20 protein-coding genes are annotated in these 20,583 nt (G+C 64.5%); 11 read left to right on the top strand and 9 right to left on the bottom strand.

All coding sequences use genetic code 11. The features are described 5' to 3' along the window. On the bottom strand, positions 1–182 hold a 182-nt coding region (locus P1U75_RS10415; protein WP_300242870.1), incomplete at its 3' end, for a transposase. A gap of 254 nt (positions 183–436) precedes the next feature. Here P1U75_RS10415 and P1U75_RS10410 point away from each other — a divergent pair. Next, positions 437–1,435 carry a calcium-binding protein gene (locus P1U75_RS10410; protein ID WP_300242868.1) on the top strand — a complete coding sequence of 333 codons (999 nt, stop codon included), beginning with the start codon at positions 437–439 and terminating at the stop codon, positions 1,433–1,435. Between the two features lie 161 nt (positions 1,436–1,596). After that, positions 1,597–1,866, top strand: coding sequence for a 30S ribosomal protein S15 (gene rpsO, locus P1U75_RS10405; protein WP_300242865.1), 270 nt, complete (start codon positions 1,597–1,599; stop codon positions 1,864–1,866). Positions 1,867–2,029: 163 nt separating this feature from the next. Here the strand turns inward: rpsO and P1U75_RS10400 are convergent, their stop codons facing one another. Continuing rightward, positions 2,030–3,604, bottom strand: coding sequence for an ATP-binding protein (locus P1U75_RS10400; protein ID WP_300242863.1), 1,575 nt, complete (start codon positions 3,602–3,604; stop codon positions 2,030–2,032). A gap of 397 nt (positions 3,605–4,001) precedes the next feature. Between P1U75_RS10400 and pnp the strand changes: the two genes are divergently transcribed. Both pnp and P1U75_RS10390 read left to right on the top strand, forming a co-directional pair. After that, on the top strand, positions 4,002–6,143 hold the full coding sequence (gene pnp / locus P1U75_RS10395) for a polyribonucleotide nucleotidyltransferase (RefSeq protein ID WP_300242861.1): 2,142 nt from the start codon (positions 4,002–4,004) through the stop codon (positions 6,141–6,143). 84 nt (positions 6,144–6,227) lie between these two features. Next, complete coding sequence (locus tag P1U75_RS10390; protein WP_300242858.1) at positions 6,228–6,947, top strand: glycosyltransferase family 25 protein; 720 nt, start codon at positions 6,228–6,230, stop codon at positions 6,945–6,947. Here the strand turns inward: P1U75_RS10390 and P1U75_RS10385 are convergent. Beyond that, entirely contained in the window at positions 6,944–7,597 is a 654-nt protein-coding gene (locus P1U75_RS10385; RefSeq protein ID WP_300242857.1) for a peroxiredoxin, read from the bottom strand. The two genes, P1U75_RS10390 and P1U75_RS10385, sit on opposite strands and share 4 nt — an antisense overlap. Positions 7,598–7,784: 187 nt before the next feature. Between P1U75_RS10385 and P1U75_RS10380 the strand changes: the two genes are divergently transcribed. From P1U75_RS10380 to P1U75_RS10370, 3 genes are all read left to right on the top strand, one after another. Then, complete coding sequence (locus P1U75_RS10380) at positions 7,785–9,224, top strand: aldehyde dehydrogenase family protein (protein WP_300242855.1); 1,440 nt, start codon at positions 7,785–7,787, stop codon at positions 9,222–9,224. Between the two features lie 191 nt (positions 9,225–9,415). Continuing rightward, complete coding sequence (locus P1U75_RS10375; protein WP_300242854.1) at positions 9,416–11,179, top strand: calcium-binding protein; 1,764 nt, start codon at positions 9,416–9,418, stop codon at positions 11,177–11,179. Between the two features lie 105 nt (positions 11,180–11,284). Next, complete coding sequence (locus P1U75_RS10370) at positions 11,285–12,130, top strand: alpha-1,2-fucosyltransferase (RefSeq protein WP_300242851.1); 846 nt, start codon at positions 11,285–11,287, stop codon at positions 12,128–12,130. Between the two features lie 3 nt (positions 12,131–12,133). On the opposite strand, the gene P1U75_RS10365 is transcribed toward P1U75_RS10370, so the two are convergent. Then, complete coding sequence (locus P1U75_RS10365; RefSeq protein WP_300242849.1) at positions 12,134–12,778, bottom strand: RluA family pseudouridine synthase; 645 nt, start codon at positions 12,776–12,778, stop codon at positions 12,134–12,136. Positions 12,779–12,899: 121 nt separating this feature from the next. On the opposite strand from P1U75_RS10365, the gene P1U75_RS10360 reads away from it, so the two are divergent. After that, positions 12,900–13,310 (top strand): nuclear transport factor 2 family protein, encoded by a 411-nt coding sequence (locus tag P1U75_RS10360; RefSeq protein WP_300242876.1) that lies wholly within the window; start codon positions 12,900–12,902, stop codon positions 13,308–13,310. A 6-nt stretch (positions 13,311–13,316) separates the two neighbouring features. Here P1U75_RS10360 and rarD read toward each other — a convergent pair whose 3' ends face one another. From rarD to P1U75_RS10345, 3 genes are all read right to left on the bottom strand, one after another. Then, positions 13,317–14,234, bottom strand: coding sequence for an EamA family transporter RarD (gene rarD, locus P1U75_RS10355; RefSeq protein ID WP_300242846.1), 918 nt, complete (start codon positions 14,232–14,234; stop codon positions 13,317–13,319). 81 nt (positions 14,235–14,315) lie between these two features. Next, a complete protein-coding gene (locus tag P1U75_RS10350) occupies positions 14,316–16,763 on the bottom strand; it encodes an FAD-dependent oxidoreductase (protein WP_300242844.1) in 2,448 nt (815 codons plus the stop codon). Positions 16,764–16,786: 23 nt separating this feature from the next. After that, on the bottom strand, positions 16,787–17,359 hold the full coding sequence (locus P1U75_RS10345) for an XRE family transcriptional regulator (protein ID WP_300242842.1): 573 nt from the start codon (positions 17,357–17,359) through the stop codon (positions 16,787–16,789). Positions 17,360–17,403: 44 nt separating this feature from the next. On the opposite strand from P1U75_RS10345, the gene P1U75_RS10340 reads away from it, so the two are divergent. Next, entirely contained in the window at positions 17,404–17,832 is a 429-nt protein-coding gene (locus P1U75_RS10340; protein WP_300242840.1) for a hypothetical protein, read from the top strand. Here P1U75_RS10340 and P1U75_RS10335 read toward each other — a convergent pair. Both P1U75_RS10335 and P1U75_RS10330 read right to left on the bottom strand, forming a co-directional pair. Next, entirely contained in the window at positions 17,829–18,293 is a 465-nt protein-coding gene (locus P1U75_RS10335) for a GAF domain-containing protein (RefSeq protein ID WP_300242838.1), read from the bottom strand. The two genes, P1U75_RS10340 and P1U75_RS10335, sit on opposite strands and share 4 nt — an antisense overlap. 56 nt (positions 18,294–18,349) lie before the next feature. Then, entirely contained in the window at positions 18,350–19,522 is a 1,173-nt protein-coding gene (locus tag P1U75_RS10330; RefSeq protein WP_300242836.1) for an acetyl-CoA C-acyltransferase, read from the bottom strand. An 88-nt stretch (positions 19,523–19,610) separates the two neighbouring features. Between P1U75_RS10330 and P1U75_RS10325 the strand changes: the two genes are divergently transcribed. Both P1U75_RS10325 and P1U75_RS10320 read left to right on the top strand, forming a co-directional pair. After that, positions 19,611–19,949 (top strand): STAS domain-containing protein, encoded by a 339-nt coding sequence (locus tag P1U75_RS10325; protein WP_300242834.1) that lies wholly within the window; start codon positions 19,611–19,613, stop codon positions 19,947–19,949. A gap of 39 nt (positions 19,950–19,988) precedes the next feature. Next, on the top strand, positions 19,989–20,447 hold the full coding sequence (locus P1U75_RS10320; RefSeq protein ID WP_300242832.1) for an ATP-binding protein: 459 nt from the start codon (positions 19,989–19,991) through the stop codon (positions 20,445–20,447). The last annotated feature ends 136 nt before the right edge of the window (positions 20,448–20,583 follow it).

The following is a 20,583-nucleotide window of genomic DNA, read 5'->3' as shown; positions in this document are numbered from 1 at the left end:
GTCAAACAGGTCTGGATCGCCGCGTCACTGAATTGCTGCTGTCGACCACGCTTGCCGCTCGGCGGCGGCACCCGGATCATCCCGGGATCAAACCAGATCGAAAGCGATCCGCGTTGCTTCAGTGCGGTGTTGTACGAAGGCCAGTTCGCGGTCTTGTACTTCGTTGGCGCCCAGCTGTTCATGCCCTCCAGCTATCACGCTGGATTCACGAGATGAATCCCCTCAACCGATTTGCGCAACAAAGCCCTGCAAATGCTGAAACAGGTGACCTGCCCGCCGCGGGCGCCTCGTTCATGACGAGTGTCCGCCGGTCGGTGGTGTGATCCCCGACGCCGGGCCACAGGAAACCAACGGTTAACCAGCCGGACCGGATTGTTTTGACCTTGCTTCGTCTTTGTGGCTGGTAGAAGCGCGGTTTTTCGAGTGGAGCGACAGCATGGTTTGGCTGGCAGGCTTGCTTGGCCTCGTCGCCATCGGCGGCGTTGCCCTGGCAGATATTTTTTCCGATGACGACGAGGACATCGGCGAGGACTCGGACTCCGACCTTGACGCGGAGGTGGCGGAAACCGCCCTGCCGCTGGAGGAGGACGGGTCCGGCGGGTTTGACCTGACCGGCGGTCCGGGAACCGATTTCCTCTCCGGCAGCGCCGGGGATGACAGGCTCGCCGGGGGCGCCGGGCAGGACCAGCTCAACGGATACGAAGGGGACGACCGGCTCTCGGGCGGCGAGGGGGACGACATCCTTTATGGCGAGGACGGTGCGGATGCGCTGTTTGGCGGCGGCGGCGAGGATATCCTGCACGGCGGCTATGGCGGGGACGATCTGCGCGGGGATGCGGGCGAAGACCAGCTTTTCGGCCATGCCGGGGACGACACCCTGGACGGCGGGTTCGGGGCCGACCGGCTGGATGGCGGGCTTGGCGACGATGTGCTGATGGGCGGGATCGGCGACGACGCGCTGCAGGGGGCCGGGGGCGACGACATGCTCGACGGCGGCGCCGGGGCCGATACCCTGTTCGGCGGCTGGGGCGACGATACCCTCAACGGGGTGGAACCGGCGGGCAGCGATCCCGACAGCGATTTCCTGAACGGCGGCGGTGGCGCCGACACCATCGTGGCGGGCTCCGGCGACGTGGTCACCGGGGGCGAAGAGGGCGACAGTATCGTGCTGGGCGGTTGGATCCATGGCGGTGCGGCGGCGGAGCTGACCGATTATGACCCGGAGGAAGACCAGCTGTACCTGGTCTGGGATACCCAGGCCGAACCGGACCCGGAGATCGAGGTGGTGGCCGATCCGGTGACCCCGGGGCTGAGCCACATCGTGGTGAACGGATCCGAGTTGGCCAGCCTGCAGGGCGGCGACGGGGTGACGGCGGGCGACATCCGGCTGGTCGATCACGCCAAGGCGGCCGGTCTGGGGCTGATCGCCGGTTAGGCGCGAAGAATTTCCCTTTGCATTCGAACAGAATCCGCTTATACGCCCGCATCCGGTCCGGCAACGGGGCTTCCCCGCCTGGACCGGTGCACTCTCCATGGGCCTGTGCTGGACGACATCCCGGCCTGCGCCATTCACTCTAACTCTTAAAGGAGACCCCGATGTCGATTACCGCCGAAGAAAAGACCCGGCTGATGAAGGAATTCGCGACCAAGGAGGGCGACACCGGTTCGCCCGAGGTTCAGGTTGCGATCCTGAGCTCGCGCATTTCCACGCTGACCGAGCACTTCAAGACCCACAAGAAAGACAACCACGGCCGCCGCGGCCTGCTCAAGATGGTCGCCCAGCGCCGCAAGCTGCTGGATTACCTCAAGGGCAAGGAAGAAGCCCGGTATCAGGACCTGATCCAGCGCCTGGGCCTGCGCCGCTAAGGCAGCTCTTGAATCCGTTGCGATCAACCGCGTCCCCGCCGGGGGCGCGGTTTTTCTTTGTGGGGCGCCTCCACTGCCTTGCCGCCGTTCCTTCACTCAACCGTGCAGGTTTTCCGACCAAGGGTATCCCGCCGGAGGAACCGGCCCCCGCGGTTATTGCGGGTTAACCGGTTGCCTTCAATGCGTACTCTTCATCCTGGCATTTTTTCAGCGCGACCGAGAACATCGTGCCCTTGCCGCTGGTGCTGTCGCATTCAATCGTGCCGCCGTGATCCTCTATGATCGCTTTGACGATGGACAGGCCAAGGCCGGCCCCCCCGGAGGCCCGTCTGTCTGACATGTCTGCCTGGGTAAACTTCTCGAAAACTCTGGACCGAACCTCTTCCGGCATACCGATTCCATAATCCTTGATCAGGACCAGGACGGTTTCTTCCTCGACATGCAGCGAAACTTCGACCTTCCCTCTCTGGATAGAAAATTTCACCGCGTTGGACAGAAGGTTCTTCATGGCCTGGCGAAGTCGATGCCTGTCACCGATCACCCACACCGGCCCTTCTGTGCCAAAGAAGAATACCCGGACATCCTTTTCTTTGAAGGGTCCGGCAACCACCCCGATCGCATCCTCTATCACCTGAGACAAGTCAACTTTTTCCAGACTTGAAATCGTTTGTCCGTTTTCGATTGCTTGTGCATCCAAAAGGTCACCGATCAGTTCCTCAAGCCGGATACGGCTTCTGTCCGCGACACGAAACAGGTTGAGTGCCTTTTCCGGGATGTCTCCGGCATATCCGGATTTCAACAAATCAATTGCCCCCTTCAACGTGGTCAACGGCGTCTTGAGTTCATGGTTCATATTGGCAATGAACTCCGACTTCGCCTTCTCCGCCTGGAGAGTTTCGGACATATCACTGATAATTGTGATGAATCTTGCGCGCCTGCCGTCAGGGTTGACGAGCTGCACTCTGAACTCTACGGGGCGTTTCATCCCCTCCGGCGACGTCATGTTTCGCCTGAAAATGACATTCTGCTTCTCGCCGCTCGTAAGGCTGTTCAACACTTCGAGGAACTCCTCTTTCTTGAACTCGTTCGTCACGTCCAGGGGTGTTTTCTGGAAGAATTCGGCACTGTCCAGGCGCCAGTACTCTTGCGCCTTTTTGTTCACGTAGAAAAATCTCAACGTGTCGGCCCAGAACATGTAAACCTCGGCATCTGAAAGATCGAAGGTCTCTTGCTGCGCCCGCGTCTCTTCAGCCGCCTTTTCCCTTGAAATATCCGTCCTTATTGAAACATACTCCACCGGTCTGCCGGCTCCATCCAGACGGGGAACAATTGTTGCCTTCACCCAATATGGTTCCCCGGTCTTTTTGATGTTCTTTATCTCACCGGTCCAGGTTTTACCGCCCACGATTGTTCGCCACATTTCTGCATAGAACTCGGGCGGATGGGCATCGGATTTCAGGATCCGGTGATCGTTTCCCATCAGTTCCGACTTCGAATAGCCGCTGCATTCGACGCATTTGTCGTTGACATAGGTGATCCTGCCCTTGGCATCAGCGACGCTGACGATCGCATGCTGGTTGAGAACATGGGCCAGAATGTCGCCGCGCTGCGTTTCGCCGCCTGCGGAAGATGCCTCGAGAAACTCCTGATCGGAGACTGGGGAATCAGCAGCGGGTGCCGCAGCATTCGGCCGATCCGAAAAAGATTTGGAAATGCTCTCAGGGTGTTTTTTCTTCATTGCCGCCTCCAGGGACGTTTTGACGAAAATTCGATCACAGCTCTTCATGTGAAAACAATGTGTTCTTTCTATGAAGACTTTCATAGCTGCGACAAAATGCACCTCCCCGAATTATGAACTTCCTCCATTTACTGTGGCGCCGCCACGCGGTCGTGGAAAACGAGGGGCTGAGCCGAATCCGGTTCGACCAGGCGGCGGGGGCAGGACCTGCAGGCCGACACCCCCCTGCTATCCATCCTTTCCAAAGGGCCCATTCTCCTGTATGGCCCGCCCATCTCAGACGTTGTGCCCGGACCCCGGCACTCGAATGGAAGATAGCAAGGGGTCGGCGGCAATGGGGCCGCCACGCAAACGGGAGACCCGGAAGGCCGGGAGTGCTCCCAAACAGGATACGATGATGTTCAATGTAACGACGAAATCTATCGAGTGGGGCGAAGAAACCCTCACTCTGGAAACCGGCAAGGTTGCCCGCCAGGCCGACGGTTCGGTCATCGCCACGCTGGGCGAGACCCGGGTGATGGCCAATGTGACCTTTGCCAAGGAACCCAAGCCCGGTCAGGATTTCTTTCCGCTGACCGTGCACTACCAGGAAAAATATTACGCTGCCGGCAAGGTGCCCGGTGGCTTTTTCAAGCGCGAGGCGCGTCCGACCGAAAAGGAAACGCTGACCGCGCGGCTGATCGACCGCCCGATCCGCCCGCTGTTCGTCCCCGGCTTCAAGCATGAAGTGCTGGTGATGTGCACCGTGCTGAGCCACGATCTGGTCAATGACCCCGATATCGTGGCAATGATCGCCGCCAGCGCCGCGCTGACGATCTCCGGCGTGCCCTTCATGGGGCCGATCGCGGGCTGCCGCGTGGGCTATGTGGATGGCGAATACATCCTCAACCCCGAAGTCGAGGATATGCACGGGCTGCGCAACAACCCCGAGCAGCGCCTCGACCTGGTGGTCGCCGGCACCAAGGACGCGGTGATGATGGTCGAATCCGAGGCCTATGAGCTGTCGGAAGAGGAGATGCTGGGCGCCGTGACCTTCGCGCACGAGCAGATCCAGCCGGTTCTCGACCTGATCATCGACCTGGCCGAAGACACGGCGAAAGAGCCCTTCAACTTCCAGCCGCCGGATTACTCCGCGCTGTTCGACGCGGTCAAGGCTGCGGGCGAAGACAAGATGCGCGCCGCCTATGCCATCACCGACAAGCAGGAGCGTCAGGCCGCTGTTGCCGCCGCGAAAGAGGCGGTCCGCGCCGCGCTGAACGACGAGCAGCTTGAGGATCCGAACCTCGGCGCCGCGCTGAAAAAGCTCGAGTCGACCGTGCTGCGCGGCTCGGTCGTCAAGGACGGCAAGCGGATCGACGGCCGCGCCCTCGATCAGGTTCGCCCGATCGTGTGCGAAACCGGGCTGCTGCCGCGGACCCATGGGTCGGCGCTGTTCACCCGTGGCGAAACCCAGGCGCTGGTCGTGACCACCCTGGGCACCGGCGATGACGAACAGTTCATCGACGCGCTGCACGGCAACTTCAAATCGAACTTCATGCTGCACTACAACTTCCCGCCCTACTCGGTCGGCGAAGTGGGTCGCGTGGGTGGTCCGGGCCGTCGCGAGATCGGCCACGGCAAGCTGGCGTGGCGGGCGTTGCAGGCGGTTCTGCCGGCCTCGACCGACTTCCCCTACACCCTGCGCCTGGTGTCCGAGATCACCGAATCGAACGGCTCGTCCTCGATGGCGTCGGTCTGCGGCGGTTCGCTGTCGATGATGGATGCGGGCGTGCCGCTGAAATCGGCCGTGGCCGGTGTGGCGATGGGCCTGGTGCTGGAGGACGACGGCTCCTACGCGGTGCTGACCGACATTCTTGGCGACGAGGATCACCTCGGCGACATGGACTTCAAAGTCGCCGGCACCGAAGAGGGCATCACCTCGCTGCAGATGGACATCAAGGTCGCCGGCATCACACCGGAGATCATGCAAAAGGCGCTGGCCCAGGCCAAGCAGGGCCGGATGCACATCCTCGGCGAGATGAACAAGGCGCTGTCCGGCACCGGGTCCTTCTCGGTCCATGCGCCGCGCATCGAGACCATGCAGATCCCCACCGACAAGATCCGTGAAGTGATCGGCTCGGGTGGCAAGGTGATCCGCGAGATCGTCGAGGTCTCGGGCGCCAAGGTCGATATCAACGACGATGGCGTGATCAAGATCGCCAGCCCAAACAACGACTCGATCCAGAAGGCCTATGACATGATCCATTCGATCGTGGCAGAGCCGGAAGAGGGCAAGGTCTACAAGGGCAACGTCGTCAAGATCGTCGATTTCGGCGCCTTCGTGAACTTCTTCGGCAAGCGCGACGGGCTGGTCCATGTCAGCCAGATCGAGAACCGCCGCCTGAACCACCCCTCGGACGTTCTGAAAGAGGGCCAGGAGGTCTGGGTCAAGCTGCTGGGCTTCGACGACCGCGGCAAGGTCCGCCTGTCGATGAAGGTGGTCGATCAGGAGACCGGAGAAGAGGTTTCTCCCGAGAAGAAAGAGGAAGCGGCGGACTGATCCGCCCCCCTCTGACACGCATGAGAAGCCCCGGCATCGCTGCCGGGGCTTTTTCGTTTTCCGCATCCCCGTTATGACACCCCCATGCATTCGCTGATCATCCACATGTCCGCCAGCACCACGCGGCGCCCGAATGCCGAGGCGCTGCTGCGCACCCTGCCCGATGCGCAACTGGTCGAGGCGGTCGACGGGCGCGATCCGGCGCAGGTCACCGGCGTGACGATTCGGCCCGGCGATGCCCATGCCCCGGCCTATCCCTTTCCGCTTTCCCCCGGCGAGATCGGCTGTTTCCTCAGCCATCGCCGCTGCTGGCGGCGCATCCTGGCCGAGGGGTGGGAGTATGCGCTGATCGTCGAGGACGATCTCGAAGTGGACCCGGGCAGGCTGCGGCTTGCACTGGACCTGATCGCGCAACAGGCCACGCCCGACAGCTACATCCGCCTGCCGGTCAAGGCGCGCGAAAAACCGGCACGGGTGCTGGCCGAAGAGGCGGGGCTGGCGCTGGTCCTGCCCAGGGTGATCGGGTTGCAGACCGTTGCACAGGTGGTCGGGCGCGGCGCCGCCGAGCGGTTGCTCGCCGCGACCGCGACGATCGACCGCCCGGTCGACACCCTGCTTCAGATGCATTGGATCACCGGCCAGCCGGTCCACAGCCTGTTGGGCAGCGGCGCGCGCGAGCTGACGGCGGATCTGGGCGGCTCAACGATTCAAAAGAAAACCCGCACCGGCAGCAAGCTGGCGCGGGAATTCAAACGGGCCGCCTATCGGGCGCAGGTTGCCCTGCGCCCGCAGCACCCGGCTTAGTCCGGGTTCTTGGCAAAGCGCAGGTAGGGCAGCTTTTTGTCCAGTTTGCCGAACTTGGCCTCGGCGGCGGCATCATCCAGCGCCAGCCCCACGATCACGTCCTGACCCGCAGTCCAGTTGGCCGGGGTGGCCAGCGGCTGCTGGTAGGTGCGTTGCAGACCGTCCAGCGCGCGCAGCACCTCGGCAAAGTTGCGGCCCACGGTCATCGGATAGATCATCATCAGCTGGATCTTCTTGTCCGGGCTGATGATGAAGACCGAGCGGACCGAGGCGCTGTCGGCGGCGGTGCGGCCATCGGGCAGATAGGCCTCGGCGGGCAGCATGTCGAAGGCTTTCGACACCGCCAGATCCTGGTCGGCGATGATCGGGAATCCGGCCTTGGCACCGGCAAACCCCTCGATGTCGGATTTCCACTTCACGTGCTCGTCGGCGGCATCCACGCTGAGGCCGATGACCTTGGTGCCGCGCTTTTCCCACTCGTCGGCCAGTTGGGCAACGGCGCCGAACTCGGTGGTGCAGACCGGCGTGAAATCCTTGGGATGGCTGAACAGGATGGCCCAGCTGTCACCGATCCAGTCGTGAAAACTGATCTCGCCCTGGTCGGTCATGGCGGTGAAATTGGGAACGATATCGTTTATACGAAGACCCATGTTACTCTCCTCTGGTTGAAATTCGGGGTGGTTGTTCCGGTCGGAACTTATCGCGTTTCGGAGGCAATGTAAGGGCAGGCAAGCCGCGTTGCATCCCCTGACTTGTCCCCAAAGGTCAGCGGTGACACATTGGCGCGGAATCGCTGACCGCACGGTCAGGAGAACCGCCGAGTTGGGAGAACCGGACATGATCGAGAAACGCAATTTCTACATCAACGGCCAATGGGTCGCCCCGTCGCCGCCGAACGATCACCAGGTTATCGACCCATCGACCGAAGAGCCCTGCGCGGTGATCTCGCTGGGCGGGCAGGCCGATACCGACGCCGCCGTCGCCGCCGCCACGGCGGCGCTGCCGGGCTGGATGGCCACCCCGGTCGAAGAGCGCATCGCGCTGGTCGAGAAACTGATCGAGGTCTACAAGACACGCGGCGAGGATCTGGCCCAGGCGATGACCGCCGAGATGGGCGCGCCGATCGACATGGCCCGCACCCAGCAGGTCGGCGCCGGCATCGGCCACCTCAAGAATTTCGTGCGCGCCGCAAAGGCATTCCAGTTCGACCGGCCGCTGGGCGATCACGCCCCCAACGACCGCATCATCTTTGAGGCGGTGGGCGTCGCGGCCCTGATCACCCCGTGGAACTGGCCGATGAACCAGGTCACGCTCAAGGTCGGCGCGGCGGCCATCGCCGGCTGCACCATGGTGCTGAAGCCGTCGGAGGAAAGCCCGCTGAACGCCATGGTCTTTGCCGAGATGATCGACGAGGCCGGCTTTCCCGCGGGGGTCTTCAACCTGGTGAACGGCGACGGCCTGGGCGTGGGCAACCAGCTTACCGGGCATCCCGACGTCGACATGGTCAGTTTCACCGGCTCCACCCGCGCCGGCATCGCGATCTCCAAGAACGCTGCCGACACGCTGAAAAAGGTGCACCTGGAACTGGGCGGCAAGGGCGCCAACGTGATCTTTGCCGATGCCGACGACAAGGCGGTCAAGCGCGGCGTGATGCACATGATGAACAACACCGGCCAGTCGTGCAACGCGCCCAGCCGGATGCTGGTGCAGGCCGAAATCTATGACCAGGCGGTCGAGATCGCGGCGGAAACCGCCAACAAGCTCACCGTCGGCAACGCCCATGAGGAAGGCCGCCACATCGGCCCGGTGGTCAACAAGACCCAGTGGGACAAGATCCAGGGCCTGATCGAGAAGGGCATCGCCGAGGGCGCCCGCGTGGTCGCCGGTGGCCCGGGCCTGCCCGAGCAGTTCAACAAGGGCTTTTACGTGCGCCCCACCGTTTTTGCCGACGTGACCCCCGACATGACCATCGCCCGCGAGGAAATCTTCGGCCCGGTGCTGTCGATCATGAAGTTCGACAGCGAAGAGGACGCCGTCGCCCTGGCCAATGATACCGAGTACGGGCTGACCAACTATGTCCAGACCCAGGACGGCGCCCGCGCCAACCGCATGGCCCGCGTCCTGCGCTCGGGCATGGTCGAGATGAACGGCCAGCCGCGCAGCGCGGGCTCGCCCTTCGGCGGCATGAAGAAATCCGGAAACGGGCGCGAGGGCGGCATCTTCGGGATCGAGGATTTCCTAGAGGTCAAGGCGGTCAGCGGCTGGACCCCGGAGTAACCATCGCCGCAACGATACTGCTTCGGAAAGCCGCCCCGACGGGCGGCTTTTTTCGTGGAGCCATCTGTGCCGCAACTCCGGATGCCTCGAAATGCCCGCGAATCCGGGCCTCCCATGACCGGAGGCAGTTTTTCGTGTATCCTCGCCCCATAGCCACAAGTTCATTGTTTCACCCGGGGGGGGGGTGCACCATGGCCAAAATCAATGGAACCGACAAGAACGACGCGCTGGTCGATACGCTGGGCGACGACACGATCTATGCCAAGGATGGCAACGACAGCGTCCGGATCACCAACGGCGTCGATTACGCCAGCGGCGGCACCGGCGAGGACAAGCTGATCATCCGCTGGGGCGATACCGCGCTGCACGGCGAGGTGTACAACACCACCTCCTCGCACGGGTTCGTCGGCACCAGTTTCGACGTCTCGACCCGGTCGGTGGATTTTCCGCTGCGCAGTTTCCAGCATCTCGATGTCGCGCTCGGGTCCGGCGATGACCTGATCCATGCCACCCCGAACCGCTGGGACATCGTCGATGGCGGCGACGGGACCGATTTCTGGATCGATTCCTTTTCCTCTCTCGCGACCGGGATGACCTTCGATGTCAGGCGCATGGCCAGCGACGGCGGCCTCGCGCTGGATGACGGCTCGATCATCCGCAACATCGAGCGTGTCGATCTGCTGCTGACCGGGGGCGATGACGTCTTTCGCGATTTCGGCGCCTTCGACGACGAGGTTTCCGCCGGCGCGGGCGACGACAGGGTCCAGGTCTCGGACGGGATCGATTACGTCAGCGGCGGCGATGGCGACGACACGCTGATCGTGAAATGGGGCGACGCGACCGAGGATGCCGAGCTTCACAACACCACCTCCTCCCACGGTTTCGTCGGCAACAGTTTTGCCTCCTCCTCCCGCTCGGTGGATTTCCCGCTGCGCAGTTTCGAACACGTCGATGTCCGCTTCGGCAGCGGCGACGATGTCTTCCACGGCCGGTTTAACCGCTGGGACAAGGTGAACGGCGGCGCCGGCATCGACAAATGGACCGACAGTTTGTCATCGCTTGAGTCCGGCGTGAACGTGCTGATGAATAAGATCGCCAGCGCGCGCGGCCAGAAATTCGACGACGGATCGGTGGCGAGGAACGTGGAGGTGGTCGATCTCACGCTGACGGCGCACAAGGACCGGTTCAGGGATTTCGGCGCCCACGATGATACGGTCCATACCGGAGCTGGCGACGACAGGATTACCCTGTCGGGCGGCGATGACTACATCCACGGCGGCAGCGGAACCGATGTTCTGAAGCTGCTGTGGCGCGATGCCGGGACCGACGCCACCCTCTACAACTCCGGTTCGACCCATGCCTTTGTCGGCGCCAGCTGGGGCAGCTCGACCCGCCGGGTCGATTTCGAGGAGATCGAAAAACTGGTCGCCAAGCTCGGTCGCGGCGATGACACCGTCATTCTCGGAACCGGGAACGACACGGTCCGGGCCGGCGGCGGCTCCGATACCGTCGAGGCGGGCGGCGGCAACGACAAGATCTTCGGCGAGGCCGGTGGCGACACGCTGGACGGCGGCAATGGCGATGACACGATCACCGGCGGCGGTGGGCATGACGAGATCCAGGGCGGCGCCGGCGACGACCGGCTTGTCGGCAACGGCGGCAACGACCGGCTCGACGGCGGCAGCGGTGACGACATCCTGACCGGCGGGTCGAAACGGGACACCTTCGTTTACGCCGAGGGCCACGACGTGATCACCGATTTCCGCAACAACAGGGACACCATCGAACTGGACGCGTCTGACCTTGGCATCTCCGGCCTGACGGTCGACGAGGTGCTGGACCTCGCCGAGGTGATCGGCGGCGACACGGTTTTCGATTTCGGCGGCGGAAATGTTCTGACCCTCTCCGGATTTACCCGAATCGCCCAGTTGAGCGACGATCTCGTCCTGGCCTGACGCCAGTCGCGCCCCGGACGCAGCCGTCATATCGCAGGCGGCTTTCCCGCTGGCCTCGGGTCCGGCCGATGCGCTATTGCGGGGCCAAGGAAAGGACCGCCCCCGATGATCACGACCCGCCTGCACGGACGCCTTGGAAACCAGATGTTCCAATACGCCGCCGCGCGCGGGCTGGCCGCGCGGATGGGCGTCGCCGTGGCACTGGACACGCGCGAGGCCCTGCGCCGGGGCGAGGGGGTGCTGACGCGCGTGTTCGACCTGCCGCTGGCCGAGCCCCTGAGCCTTCCGCCGGATCGCCACGACCGGCTGCTGGCCTATGCGCTGTGGCGCGTACTGGGACGCCCGCCACGGTTCTGCCGCGAACGCGGGCTCGGCTACAATCCCGCCTTCGCGGAGTGGGAGGACGGCACATACCTGCACGGCTACTGGCAGAGTGAGAGATATTTCGCCCATGCCGCCGACGACATCCGGCGCGACTTCGCCTTTCCCGATTTCAGCACCGCGCAGAACGCAGAGATGGCCGAGAGGGTCGAGGCGGGCAATTCGATCTCGCTGCATGTGCGGCACGGCGATTACCTGACGCTGAACGCGCACGCGGTCTGCGACCAGGCCTATTACACCCGCGCGCTGGAGCGGCTGATGGAAGAGATCGAGGGCACGCCGACCGTCTTCGTCTTTTCCGACGATCCGGACTGGGCCAAGACCAACCTGCCGCTGCCGGTGCAAAAGGTGGTTGTCGATTTCAACGGCCCCGAGACGGATTTCGAGGACATGCGGCTGATGTCGCTGTGCCGCCACAACATCATCGGCAATTCGTCGTTTTCCTGGTGGGCGGCCTGGCTCAACACCAACCCGGGCAAGCGGGTGGCCGGCCCGGCGCGCTGGTTCGGTGACCCGAAGATGCGCAACCCCGACATCCTGCCGGAGGATTGGCTGCGGATCGAGGTGTGAGGCTCAGAACGGCGCCTTGGCCCGGATCTTGAGCGATACGCCGCCCTCGGGGTTCTTGATCCGGAGTTCCTCGGAATGCAGCATCAGGCGCGGAAACTCGCGCGCCGCCCCCGTGGCATAAAGCGGATCGCCCAGGATCGGGTGGCCCAGCGCCAGCATGTGCACGCGCAACTGGTGGCTGCGCCCGGTCTTGGGGAAAAGACGCACGCGGGTTTCGCTCTCGCCGTATTTCAGCACCTTCCACCCGGTCTCGGCCGGCTTGCCGGTCTCGTGACAGACCTTTTGCAGCGGCCGGTTGGGCCAGTCGACGATCAGCGGCAGATCGACGATGCCCTCCTTCGGCTCCAGCCGGCCCCGGACGCGGGCAACATAGGTCTTTTTCGTCATCCGCTTTTCGAACTGCAGCGACATGTGCCGCTGCGCATAGGGGGTCAGGGCAAAGACGATCACGCCCGAGGTGTCGCGGTCCAGCCGGTGCACCAGTAGCGCGTCGGGAAAGGCGGCCTGCACCCGGCTCAGCAGGCAATCGGCCAGATGCGCGCCCTTGCCCGGCACCGAAAGCAGGCCGGCGGGCTTGTTCACCGCGACAAGCTGCGCATCCTCGTAAAGAATCTCCAGCGGATCGGTTGGGGGATCATAGTCGCTCATGCCTCCGCGTCGTAACGCACCCCGCCCTGACGTCAAGCTTGCCGCCCGTTCCCGGCACCGCCAAGCTGGCGGCAACCGGAAAAGAGGAGCCCCCGAGATGACCGCAGAGCTGCACCCCGACATGCACCCGACCATCGCCCAGGCGCTGGAAATCGTCGCCTCGGGCGATCATGAGCGGATTGCACAGATCCTGGCCGAAAACGTACAATTCCTGCCGCCGACCTACTGGGCCACCTGGACCGGACGCGACCCGGTCGCCGCAGTTCTGGGACACGTCGGCCAGGTGTTCAGCGACTTTCGCTATCGCCGGGTCATGGGATCGGGCAGCGACTGGGCGCTGGAGTTTCAGTGCAAGGTCGGCGATCTCGACGCGGTGGGCGTGGACCTGATCACGCTGAACGCCGAGGGGCTGATCGAGACCTTCGAGGTGGCGATGCGCCCGCTCAAGACCGTCGCTGCCCTGCGCGAGGCGATGAACGCGCGGGTGATGAGCGATCCGCGGTTCCTGAAGTACCGCGAGGCGCTGTCGTAAACGCCTTCAGCTTTTGCGGCGACGGCGCGCCTGACGCAGAATCGCCGCGGAATAGAGCACCAGCGCCGCCCAGATCATCGGAAAGGCGATCATCCGGGCATGCCCCATCGGCTCTTCAAAGACGAAAACGGCGACCAGAAAGATCATTGTCGGCGCGATGTATTGCAGGATGCCGATGGTCGAAAGCCGCAACAGCTTTGCCCCATTGGCATAGGTGATCAGCGGCACCGCCGTGATCACGCCGCAGCCCAGCAGCAGCGCGGTATCGCCCGCGCTCGCGGCGAAATGCCCGGCACCGGTGGCGCCCAGATAGCCTGCGTAGCCCAGCGCCGGGATCAGCAGGATCAGCACCTCGAGCAGGAAGCCCTGGTTGGGGCCCACCGGTAGCCATTTCTTGAGAAAGGCGTAGAACCCCCAGCTCAGCGTCAGGCCAAGCGCCGCCCAGGGCAGACCGCCGGCCTCGACCGTCAGGACCACGACGGCGGCGAAGGCCAGGCCGATGGCGGTGACCTGCGCCCGGTCCAGCCGCTCGCGCAGCAAGACCGCGCCGAGGAACACGCTGAACAGCGGGTTGATGTAATAGCCCAGCGCCGCATCCAGCGCATGGCCGGTCGAGACCGCCCAGACATAAACGAACCAGTTGACGGTAATCAGCGCCGCGGTCAGGCAGGCCATGGCCAGCGTGCGCGGGCTGCGCAGCGCGGCGCGCAGGTCATTGGTGCGGCGCAGCACGATCAGCAGGCCCGCCGCCACCGGCACCGACCAGATTACCCGATGTGCCACCACCTCGAGCGCGGGGATATGCGACACCGCCTTGAGATAGAGCGGCAGGACCCCCCACATCACATAGGCCGAGACGGCAAACACCAGCCCCTGCGGCGTGTCGATGTTTTCGATGATCCGGGGGGTGGTTTTCGACACCATCGCGCGCTCCTCCTGCCCCCGACGCTTTAGGTCAGCGCCGGGGGACGTGCAATGGCGACGGCGCGTCGGTCGATACTCCGGTCAGGCGCGCACGCGTTCCGACTTGGGATCGTACATCGGTTTCAGCGAGACCTCGGCGGCAACGCGGGTGCCGGCCACGTCGATCTCGTAGCGCGAGGCCAGCACCTGCTGCGCGGTCTCGCCGGCGCAGGGGACATAGCCCATCCCGATCGCCCCGCCCAGGTGGTGGCCATAGGCGCCGGAAGACAGGTAGCCGACGATCTGGCCGTCGCGCAGAACCGGCTCGTTGTGATAGAGCAGCGGTTCGGGATCGGTCAGGCGGAACTGGACCAGCCGCCGCTCCAGCCCGGCCTCCTTCTTGCGCAACACCGCATCGCGGCCGATGAAATCGGGCTTGTCGGTCTTGACGGCAAAGCCAAGCCCGGCCTCCAGCACGTGATCCTCGCAGGTGATGTCATGACCGAAATGGCGGAACGCCTTTTCGATCCGGGCGCTATCCATCATGTGCATCCCGCAGAGTTTCAGGCCCATCCCCTCGCCGGCCTGCCAAATGGTTTCAAAGACATGGGCGGCCATGTCGGAACTGACATAGATCTCCCAGCCCAGCTCGCCCACGTAGGACACCCGATGCACGCGGGCCAGGCCAAGGCCCAGCTCGATCTCCTGCGCGGTGCCGAAGGGGTTGGTTGCGTTGGAGAAGTCATTGGGCGAGACCACCTGCATCAGCTTGCGCGCATCGGGTCCCATCACCGCCAGCACCGCCTCGCCCGCCGTCACGTCGGTGATCACCACGCGATAGTCGCCCAGGTGGCGACGCAGCCAGGTCTCGTCGGCCAGCCGCGTGGCGGCGGGGGTGACGACAAGATAGGCGGTCTCGGACAGGCGGGTGACGGTCACGTCGGCCTCGATCCCGCCGCGCGCGTTAAGAAACTGGGTATAGACGATCTTGCCCGCGGGCACCGACATGTCGGCACCGCAGACATGGTTGAGGAAGCCCTCGGCGTCGGGCCCCTCGATACGCAGCTTGCCAAAGCTGGTCATGTCGTACAGGCCGATCCCGCTGCGCACCGCCGCCAGTTCCTGCGCCACGTTGTCAAAGAAGGTCTGCCGTTTCCACGAATACGCGTACTCGGCCGCCTGACCGGGCCGGGCGAACCAGTTGGCCCGCTCCCACCCCGCCAGTTCGCCAAAGACCGCGCCACGCTCGGCCAGCTGCGCGTGGAGGGGCGAGCGCCGCACGCCGCGCGCGGTGGCCTTTTGCCGGTAAGGGTAGTGATCGGCATAAAGCAGGCCCAGCGTTTCGGTGGACCGTTCGACCAGATAGCGCTTGTTGCCCTGAAACGGCTGCATCCGCGAAATGTCGACGTCGCCCAGGTCAAAGGGTTTCTCACCCTCGTCCATCCATTGCGCCAGTGCCATGCCGGCGCCGCCCGCGCTCTGGATGCCGACCGAGTTGAAGCCGGCGGCGACCCAGACATTGTCCATCTCGGGTGCCAGGCCAAGGTGATAGGCATCGTCGGGGGTAAAGCTTTCCGGTCCGTTGAAGAAGGTGTGGATCCCCGCATCGGCCAGCATCGGCATCCGGTTCACGGCCCGTTCCAGGATCGGCTCGAAGTGATCGAAATCCTCGGGCAACTGGTCGAACTCGAAACTGTCGGGGATGCCCGCCATGCCCCAGGGCTTGCTGACCGGCTCGAAGGCGCCCAGCAGGATTTTGCCCGCGTCTTCCTTGTAATAGGCGCATTCATCCGGCACCCGCAGCACCGGCAATTGCGTCAGCCCCTTGATCGGCTCGGAGACGATGTAGAAATGTTCGCAGGCCTGAAGTGGCACGTTGACACCGGCCATGCGCCCGACCTCATGCCCCCACATGCCGGCGCAGTTGACGATCATGTCACAGGCGATATGCCCGGAGGCGCCCGCCTCATCCTGCCAGTCGACACCGGTGACGCGGCGGTGGTCGCGGGGGATCCCGGTGACCTTGACCCGTTCGCGGACGATCGCACCGCGCTGCCGCGCGCCCTTGGCCAGCGCCAGCGCGATATTGGCCGGATCGCCCTGCCCGTCTTTGGGCAGGTAGACCCCGCCCAACACCCCGTCGAGGTTCAGATGCGAATAGCGCGCGCCGACCTCGTCGGGGGTGATCTCCTCGATCTCGACGCCAAAGGCGCGGGCCATGGCGGCCTGTCGCCACAGTTCCTCGCGCCGCTCCCCGGTCAGGGCCACGGTGATCGACCCGACCCGCTTGAACCCGGTGGCAACGCCGGTTTCGCCCTCCAGCTCGCCGTAAAGCTCCTGGCTGTACTTGGCCAGTTTGGTCATGTTGGCGGTGGCGCGCAGCTGCGCGATCAGCCCGGCCGCGTGCCAAGTGGTGCCGGAGGTGAGCTGTTTGCGCTCCAGCAGGACAACATCGGTCCAGCCCAGCCTTGTCAGGTGATAGGCGACCGAACAGCCGACGACACCGCCGCCGATGATGACCACGCGGGCCCGGGTGGGAAGGTTGGACATGGGATCGGCTCCTTGATGGCGGATCAATAGACCGGCGGGGCGATGACCCAGATCGCCACCGCCGGATCGGCGTAAGGGTTGGCCCAGCGGAATGGTTCGCCGCGAATGCGGAAGCTGTCGCCGGGTTGGATGGTAAAGGCGCGCGACCCGATCTCCAGGTCGAGCCGCCCGGCGACCAGATAGGCAAGCTCCTGCGTCGGGCGTTGCGTTGCCGTTTCCAGCCGCGTGCCAGGATGAAAGGTGGAATGGATCACTTCGAAATCGTCGGTCAGGTCGGGCGAGAGCAATTCCTCGACCAGCCCGTCGTCGCCCGGCCCCATCGGTCGCCGCGCCCCGGCGCGCACCACGTAGCCCTGTTCATCTGTGGGGGCCTGGGCCGAGCCGAACAACAGCGACAGCGGCACGTCGAAACAAGTGGCGATCTGGCGCAGGTCGGCGATCGAGGGTTCCGAAAGATCCCGCTCCACCTGGCTGAGCCAGCCGACCGACCGGCCAAGCCGCTCGGCCAGGTCTACCAGGGTCAGCCCGCGCGCGCGGCGCAACGCGCGCAGGTCGGCGCCCAGGCTTTGCGGACGTTCTGGCTGCGCGTGGATCATGCCCTGTTGCCCCTCGGCGCGGTGAAAATTCGTTCCTGTTTTTCATGATCGCGCGATTCGGTGAATTTTTCGCCTCCTTTTTCACGCAAGCCGCCCGTTTTCCCGAATCCGCCCTGGCCCAGCGCCCGGCAAATGAGCACGGAACCGCATATGGGGGAGTGTTGCTGTCATATTTGCTGCATCGCAGCATTATTCGCGCCCGGCAAATCCCGCGCCTTGATAGACTGAACCCGGCTCAGCCGTGGGAGGCGACGCTGCGCCGCGGAACCGATTGCAAGGAGATGCGGAAAATGTGCCTGACCGGAGAAGCGCTCGCGCTGTTTCTGAACCTGCTGGACCCGGGGCTGATTTCCTCTGACGCCGGGCGGATTATCGTCCACGCCACCGAGGGACAAGCCGTCTGGGTCCTCACTGATGCGGATGGATGGTGCACCATGGCGCCACAGATCGACCGGCTGGCGCGCTTCGGCTAACCCGTTCCGACCTGGCCGAAAACCCGGTCGAGAATCGCGGTCAGCGCCTCGGCGTCCTGTTCGGTAAAGGCGCTCGGCAGGTCGCTGTCGATGTCGAACACCCCGATCAGCCGCCCGGCGCCGTCACGCACCGGCAGAACCAGCTCCGACCGGGTCGAGCTGGAACAGGCGATATGATCGGCAAAGGCCTCGACATCCGCGACAAGCTGCACCGCGCCGCTGCGCGCCGCCGCCCCGCAGACGCCATGCGAAAACGGGATGGTCAGACAGCCATGCCCGCCCTGGTAGGGGCCGATCTTGAGCAACTCGGGCGCCACCACGCGATAGAACCCGGTCCAGTCGAACCGGTCGTCCGACTGGTGCACCTCGCAGGCGACGGTCGCCATCAGGGCGATGGGGTCGGTTTCGCCCACGGTCAGCGCGGCGACGGTCTTGGACAGGGTGGCGTAATCGACGCGCATCGGCGGTCCCTTTGCCTGTGGCGGAGGCGGCCCCCCGCCCCCGGTTGACGGCTGGGTCAGACCCGTTCGATGGCGATAGCGGTGCCCTCGCCGCCGCCGATGCAGATCGCGGCGATGCCGCGTTTCAGCCCGCGTTTTTCAAGCGCGTTCAGCAGCGTGACCATGATCCGCGCGCCGCTGGCGCCGATCGGATGGCCCAGCGCACAGGCGCCGCCGTTGACGTTCATGATGTCGCGGGGCACGCCCATTTCACGCATGAAGGCCATGGGCACCACGGCAAAGGCCTCGTTGACCTCCCACAGGTCCACGTCGCCAATCTTCCATCCCAGGCGATCGAGCAGCTTGCGCGCCGCGGGCACCGGGGCGGTCGGGAACATCGACGGCGCCTGCGCGTGCGAGGCATGTCCAAGGATGCGGGCGCGGATGCTGAGCCCCTGCGCCTCGGCGTGATCGCGCGAGGCCAGCACGAGGGCCGCCGCGCCATCTGAGATCGACGAGGAGTTCGCCGCCGTCACCGTCCCGTCCTTGCGGAAGGCCGGTTTCAGCATCGGGATCTTTTCGGGGCGCGCCTTGCCGGGCTGCTCGTCTCGGGTGACCACCTCTTCGCCGGTGCGGGCGTGAATGGTAACCGGCGTGATCTCACCCTCGAAGGCGCCCGACCGTTCGGCCTCCAGCGCGTTGTCGAGCGAACCGATGGCGTATTGATCCTGCGCCTCGCGGGTGAACTGGAACGCCTCGGCGCAATCCTCGGCAAAGGTGCCCATAAGGCGTCCCTTGTCATAGGCATCCTCGAGCCCGTCGAGGAACATGTGGTCGATCACCTGACCGTGACCGATCCGCGCTCCGCCGCGCATCTTGGGCAGCAGGTAGGGGGCGTTCGACATGCTTTCCATACCGCCGGCGATCATCACGTCGTTCTGGCCCAGCGCGATCTGGTCGCAGGCCAGCATCGCCGCCTTCATCCCCGATCCGCACATCTTGTTCAACGTGGTGGCCGGCACCTCTTCGCCGAGGCCGGCGGCGAACCCGGCCTGGCGCGCCGGGGCCTGGCCCTGGCCGGCGGGCAGGACGCAACCCATCAGAACCTCATCGACGGTATCGGTGCCTGCCCCCTTCAGAGCCGCCCGGATTGCCGCGCCGCCAAGCTTGGCGGCCGGAACCCCGTCGTAGATGCCCTGGAAACCGCCCATTGGCGTACGGGCCGCCCCCGCGATCACAACTTCTTTCATGCCGCTTACTCCTCAAAGCTCAGGACAACCGATTGGTAAGGATTCCCGTCTAGCCTGAACCGGGCCAAAACGCCATATGAGGAGATCCATGTTCCTGTCCAGCAAACAGCACGGCGGCGCCCGCGTGGTCACCGTCAAGGCCGAGCGGATCGACGCGGCGGTCGCAATCCAGTTCAAGGAGAACATGCGCACCGAAACCGATGGCGGGCCTGAGCGGGTGATCCTGGACCTGTCGGAGGTGTCGTTCATCGATTCCAGCGGGCTGGGCGCCATCGTCGCCGCGATGAAGCACCTGGGCGCCGATCGCCGGCTCGACCTTGCCGGCCTATCCCCGATGGTCGAGAAGGTCTTTCGCCTGACCCGGATGGACACGGTTTTCACCCTGTTCCCCTCCCTGGACGACGCCATGACCGAGCTCGGCGGATGAGCCCGGGTCCATCTCCCGGCCGGATGGCGCCACAGCACGATGTCGCATCAGTGTTCGTTTGAATTCGACGCGACCGATCTTGCCGCTCGCGACGGGATCGGCGGCGTTATCGGCCGGTTGCGCGCAAGCGGCCTGCCCGCGACGCTAGTCGGCGATGTCGAACTGGCCCTTGTGGAGGCCGTAAACAACGTCATCGAGCATGCCTTCGGCGGCAAACCGGGGCATCGGATCGCGATCCACGCACGGCTGTCAGAGGCAATGCTGGACCTGCGGATCATCGACGATGGCCGCCCGCTTCCTGGCGGGCGCGTGCCGCAGGCAAAATCCTTGGATCCCGGTTTGCCGCGGGCCGACCTGCCCGAAGGCGGGTTCGGCTGGACGCTGATCCACCAGTTGACGGATCAGGTCGATTACCAACGCAGGGACGCGTGCAACATGCTGTCGCTGCGCTTCCGCCTCACCGGGACTCCGCGAACCGGGCGGGAAATCGCGCCCTGAAACCGCCGCAATCGCTCCCAACTGCTGCCCGATTGCGCCGCGATAAGGGGGATGTAGCTGCAACAGGCTTCCCTCGGTGCCGCGCTGTAATTGCCCCCACCCAATGCGCGGCGCCGAGGTCTTTCCCCCCGACATT

This window comes from Antarcticimicrobium sp. (genome assembly GCF_029212575.1).
GTDB lineage: Bacteria > Pseudomonadota > Alphaproteobacteria > Rhodobacterales > Rhodobacteraceae > Antarcticimicrobium.
This window is presented reverse-complemented; position numbering and strand designations above follow the sequence as displayed.

Bases quoted from the DNA above. Each gene is read 5' to 3' on its own strand.
- P1U75_RS10410 (WP_300242868.1), top strand. From the start codon at position 437: ATGGTTTGGCTGGCAGGCTTGCTTGGCCTCGTCGCCATCGGCGGCGTT.
- rpsO (WP_300242865.1), top strand. From the start codon at position 1,597: ATGTCGATTACCGCCGAAGAAAAGACCCGGCTGATGAAGGAATTCGCG.
- P1U75_RS10400 (WP_300242863.1), bottom strand. From the start codon at position 3,604: ATGAAGAAAAAACACCCTGAGAGCATTTCCAAATCTTTTTCGGATCGG.
- pnp (WP_300242861.1), top strand. From the start codon at position 4,002: ATGTTCAATGTAACGACGAAATCTATCGAGTGGGGCGAAGAAACCCTC.
- P1U75_RS10390 (WP_300242858.1), top strand. From the start codon at position 6,228: ATGCATTCGCTGATCATCCACATGTCCGCCAGCACCACGCGGCGCCCG.
- P1U75_RS10385 (WP_300242857.1), bottom strand. From the start codon at position 7,597: ATGGGTCTTCGTATAAACGATATCGTTCCCAATTTCACCGCCATGACC.
- P1U75_RS10380 (WP_300242855.1), top strand. From the start codon at position 7,785: ATGATCGAGAAACGCAATTTCTACATCAACGGCCAATGGGTCGCCCCG.
- P1U75_RS10375 (WP_300242854.1), top strand. From the start codon at position 9,416: ATGGCCAAAATCAATGGAACCGACAAGAACGACGCGCTGGTCGATACG.
- P1U75_RS10370 (WP_300242851.1), top strand. From the start codon at position 11,285: ATGATCACGACCCGCCTGCACGGACGCCTTGGAAACCAGATGTTCCAA.
- P1U75_RS10365 (WP_300242849.1), bottom strand. From the start codon at position 12,778: ATGAGCGACTATGATCCCCCAACCGATCCGCTGGAGATTCTTTACGAG.
- P1U75_RS10360 (WP_300242876.1), top strand. From the start codon at position 12,900: ATGCACCCGACCATCGCCCAGGCGCTGGAAATCGTCGCCTCGGGCGAT.
- rarD (WP_300242846.1), bottom strand. From the start codon at position 14,234: ATGGTGTCGAAAACCACCCCCCGGATCATCGAAAACATCGACACGCCG.
- P1U75_RS10350 (WP_300242844.1), bottom strand. From the start codon at position 16,763: ATGTCCAACCTTCCCACCCGGGCCCGCGTGGTCATCATCGGCGGCGGT.
- P1U75_RS10345 (WP_300242842.1), bottom strand. From the start codon at position 17,359: ATGATCCACGCGCAGCCAGAACGTCCGCAAAGCCTGGGCGCCGACCTG.
- P1U75_RS10340 (WP_300242840.1), top strand. From the start codon at position 17,404: ATGATCGCGCGATTCGGTGAATTTTTCGCCTCCTTTTTCACGCAAGCC.
- P1U75_RS10335 (WP_300242838.1), bottom strand. From the start codon at position 18,293: ATGCGCGTCGATTACGCCACCCTGTCCAAGACCGTCGCCGCGCTGACC.
- P1U75_RS10330 (WP_300242836.1), bottom strand. From the start codon at position 19,522: ATGAAAGAAGTTGTGATCGCGGGGGCGGCCCGTACGCCAATGGGCGGT.
- P1U75_RS10325 (WP_300242834.1), top strand. From the start codon at position 19,611: ATGTTCCTGTCCAGCAAACAGCACGGCGGCGCCCGCGTGGTCACCGTC.
- P1U75_RS10320 (WP_300242832.1), top strand. From the start codon at position 19,989: ATGTCGCATCAGTGTTCGTTTGAATTCGACGCGACCGATCTTGCCGCT.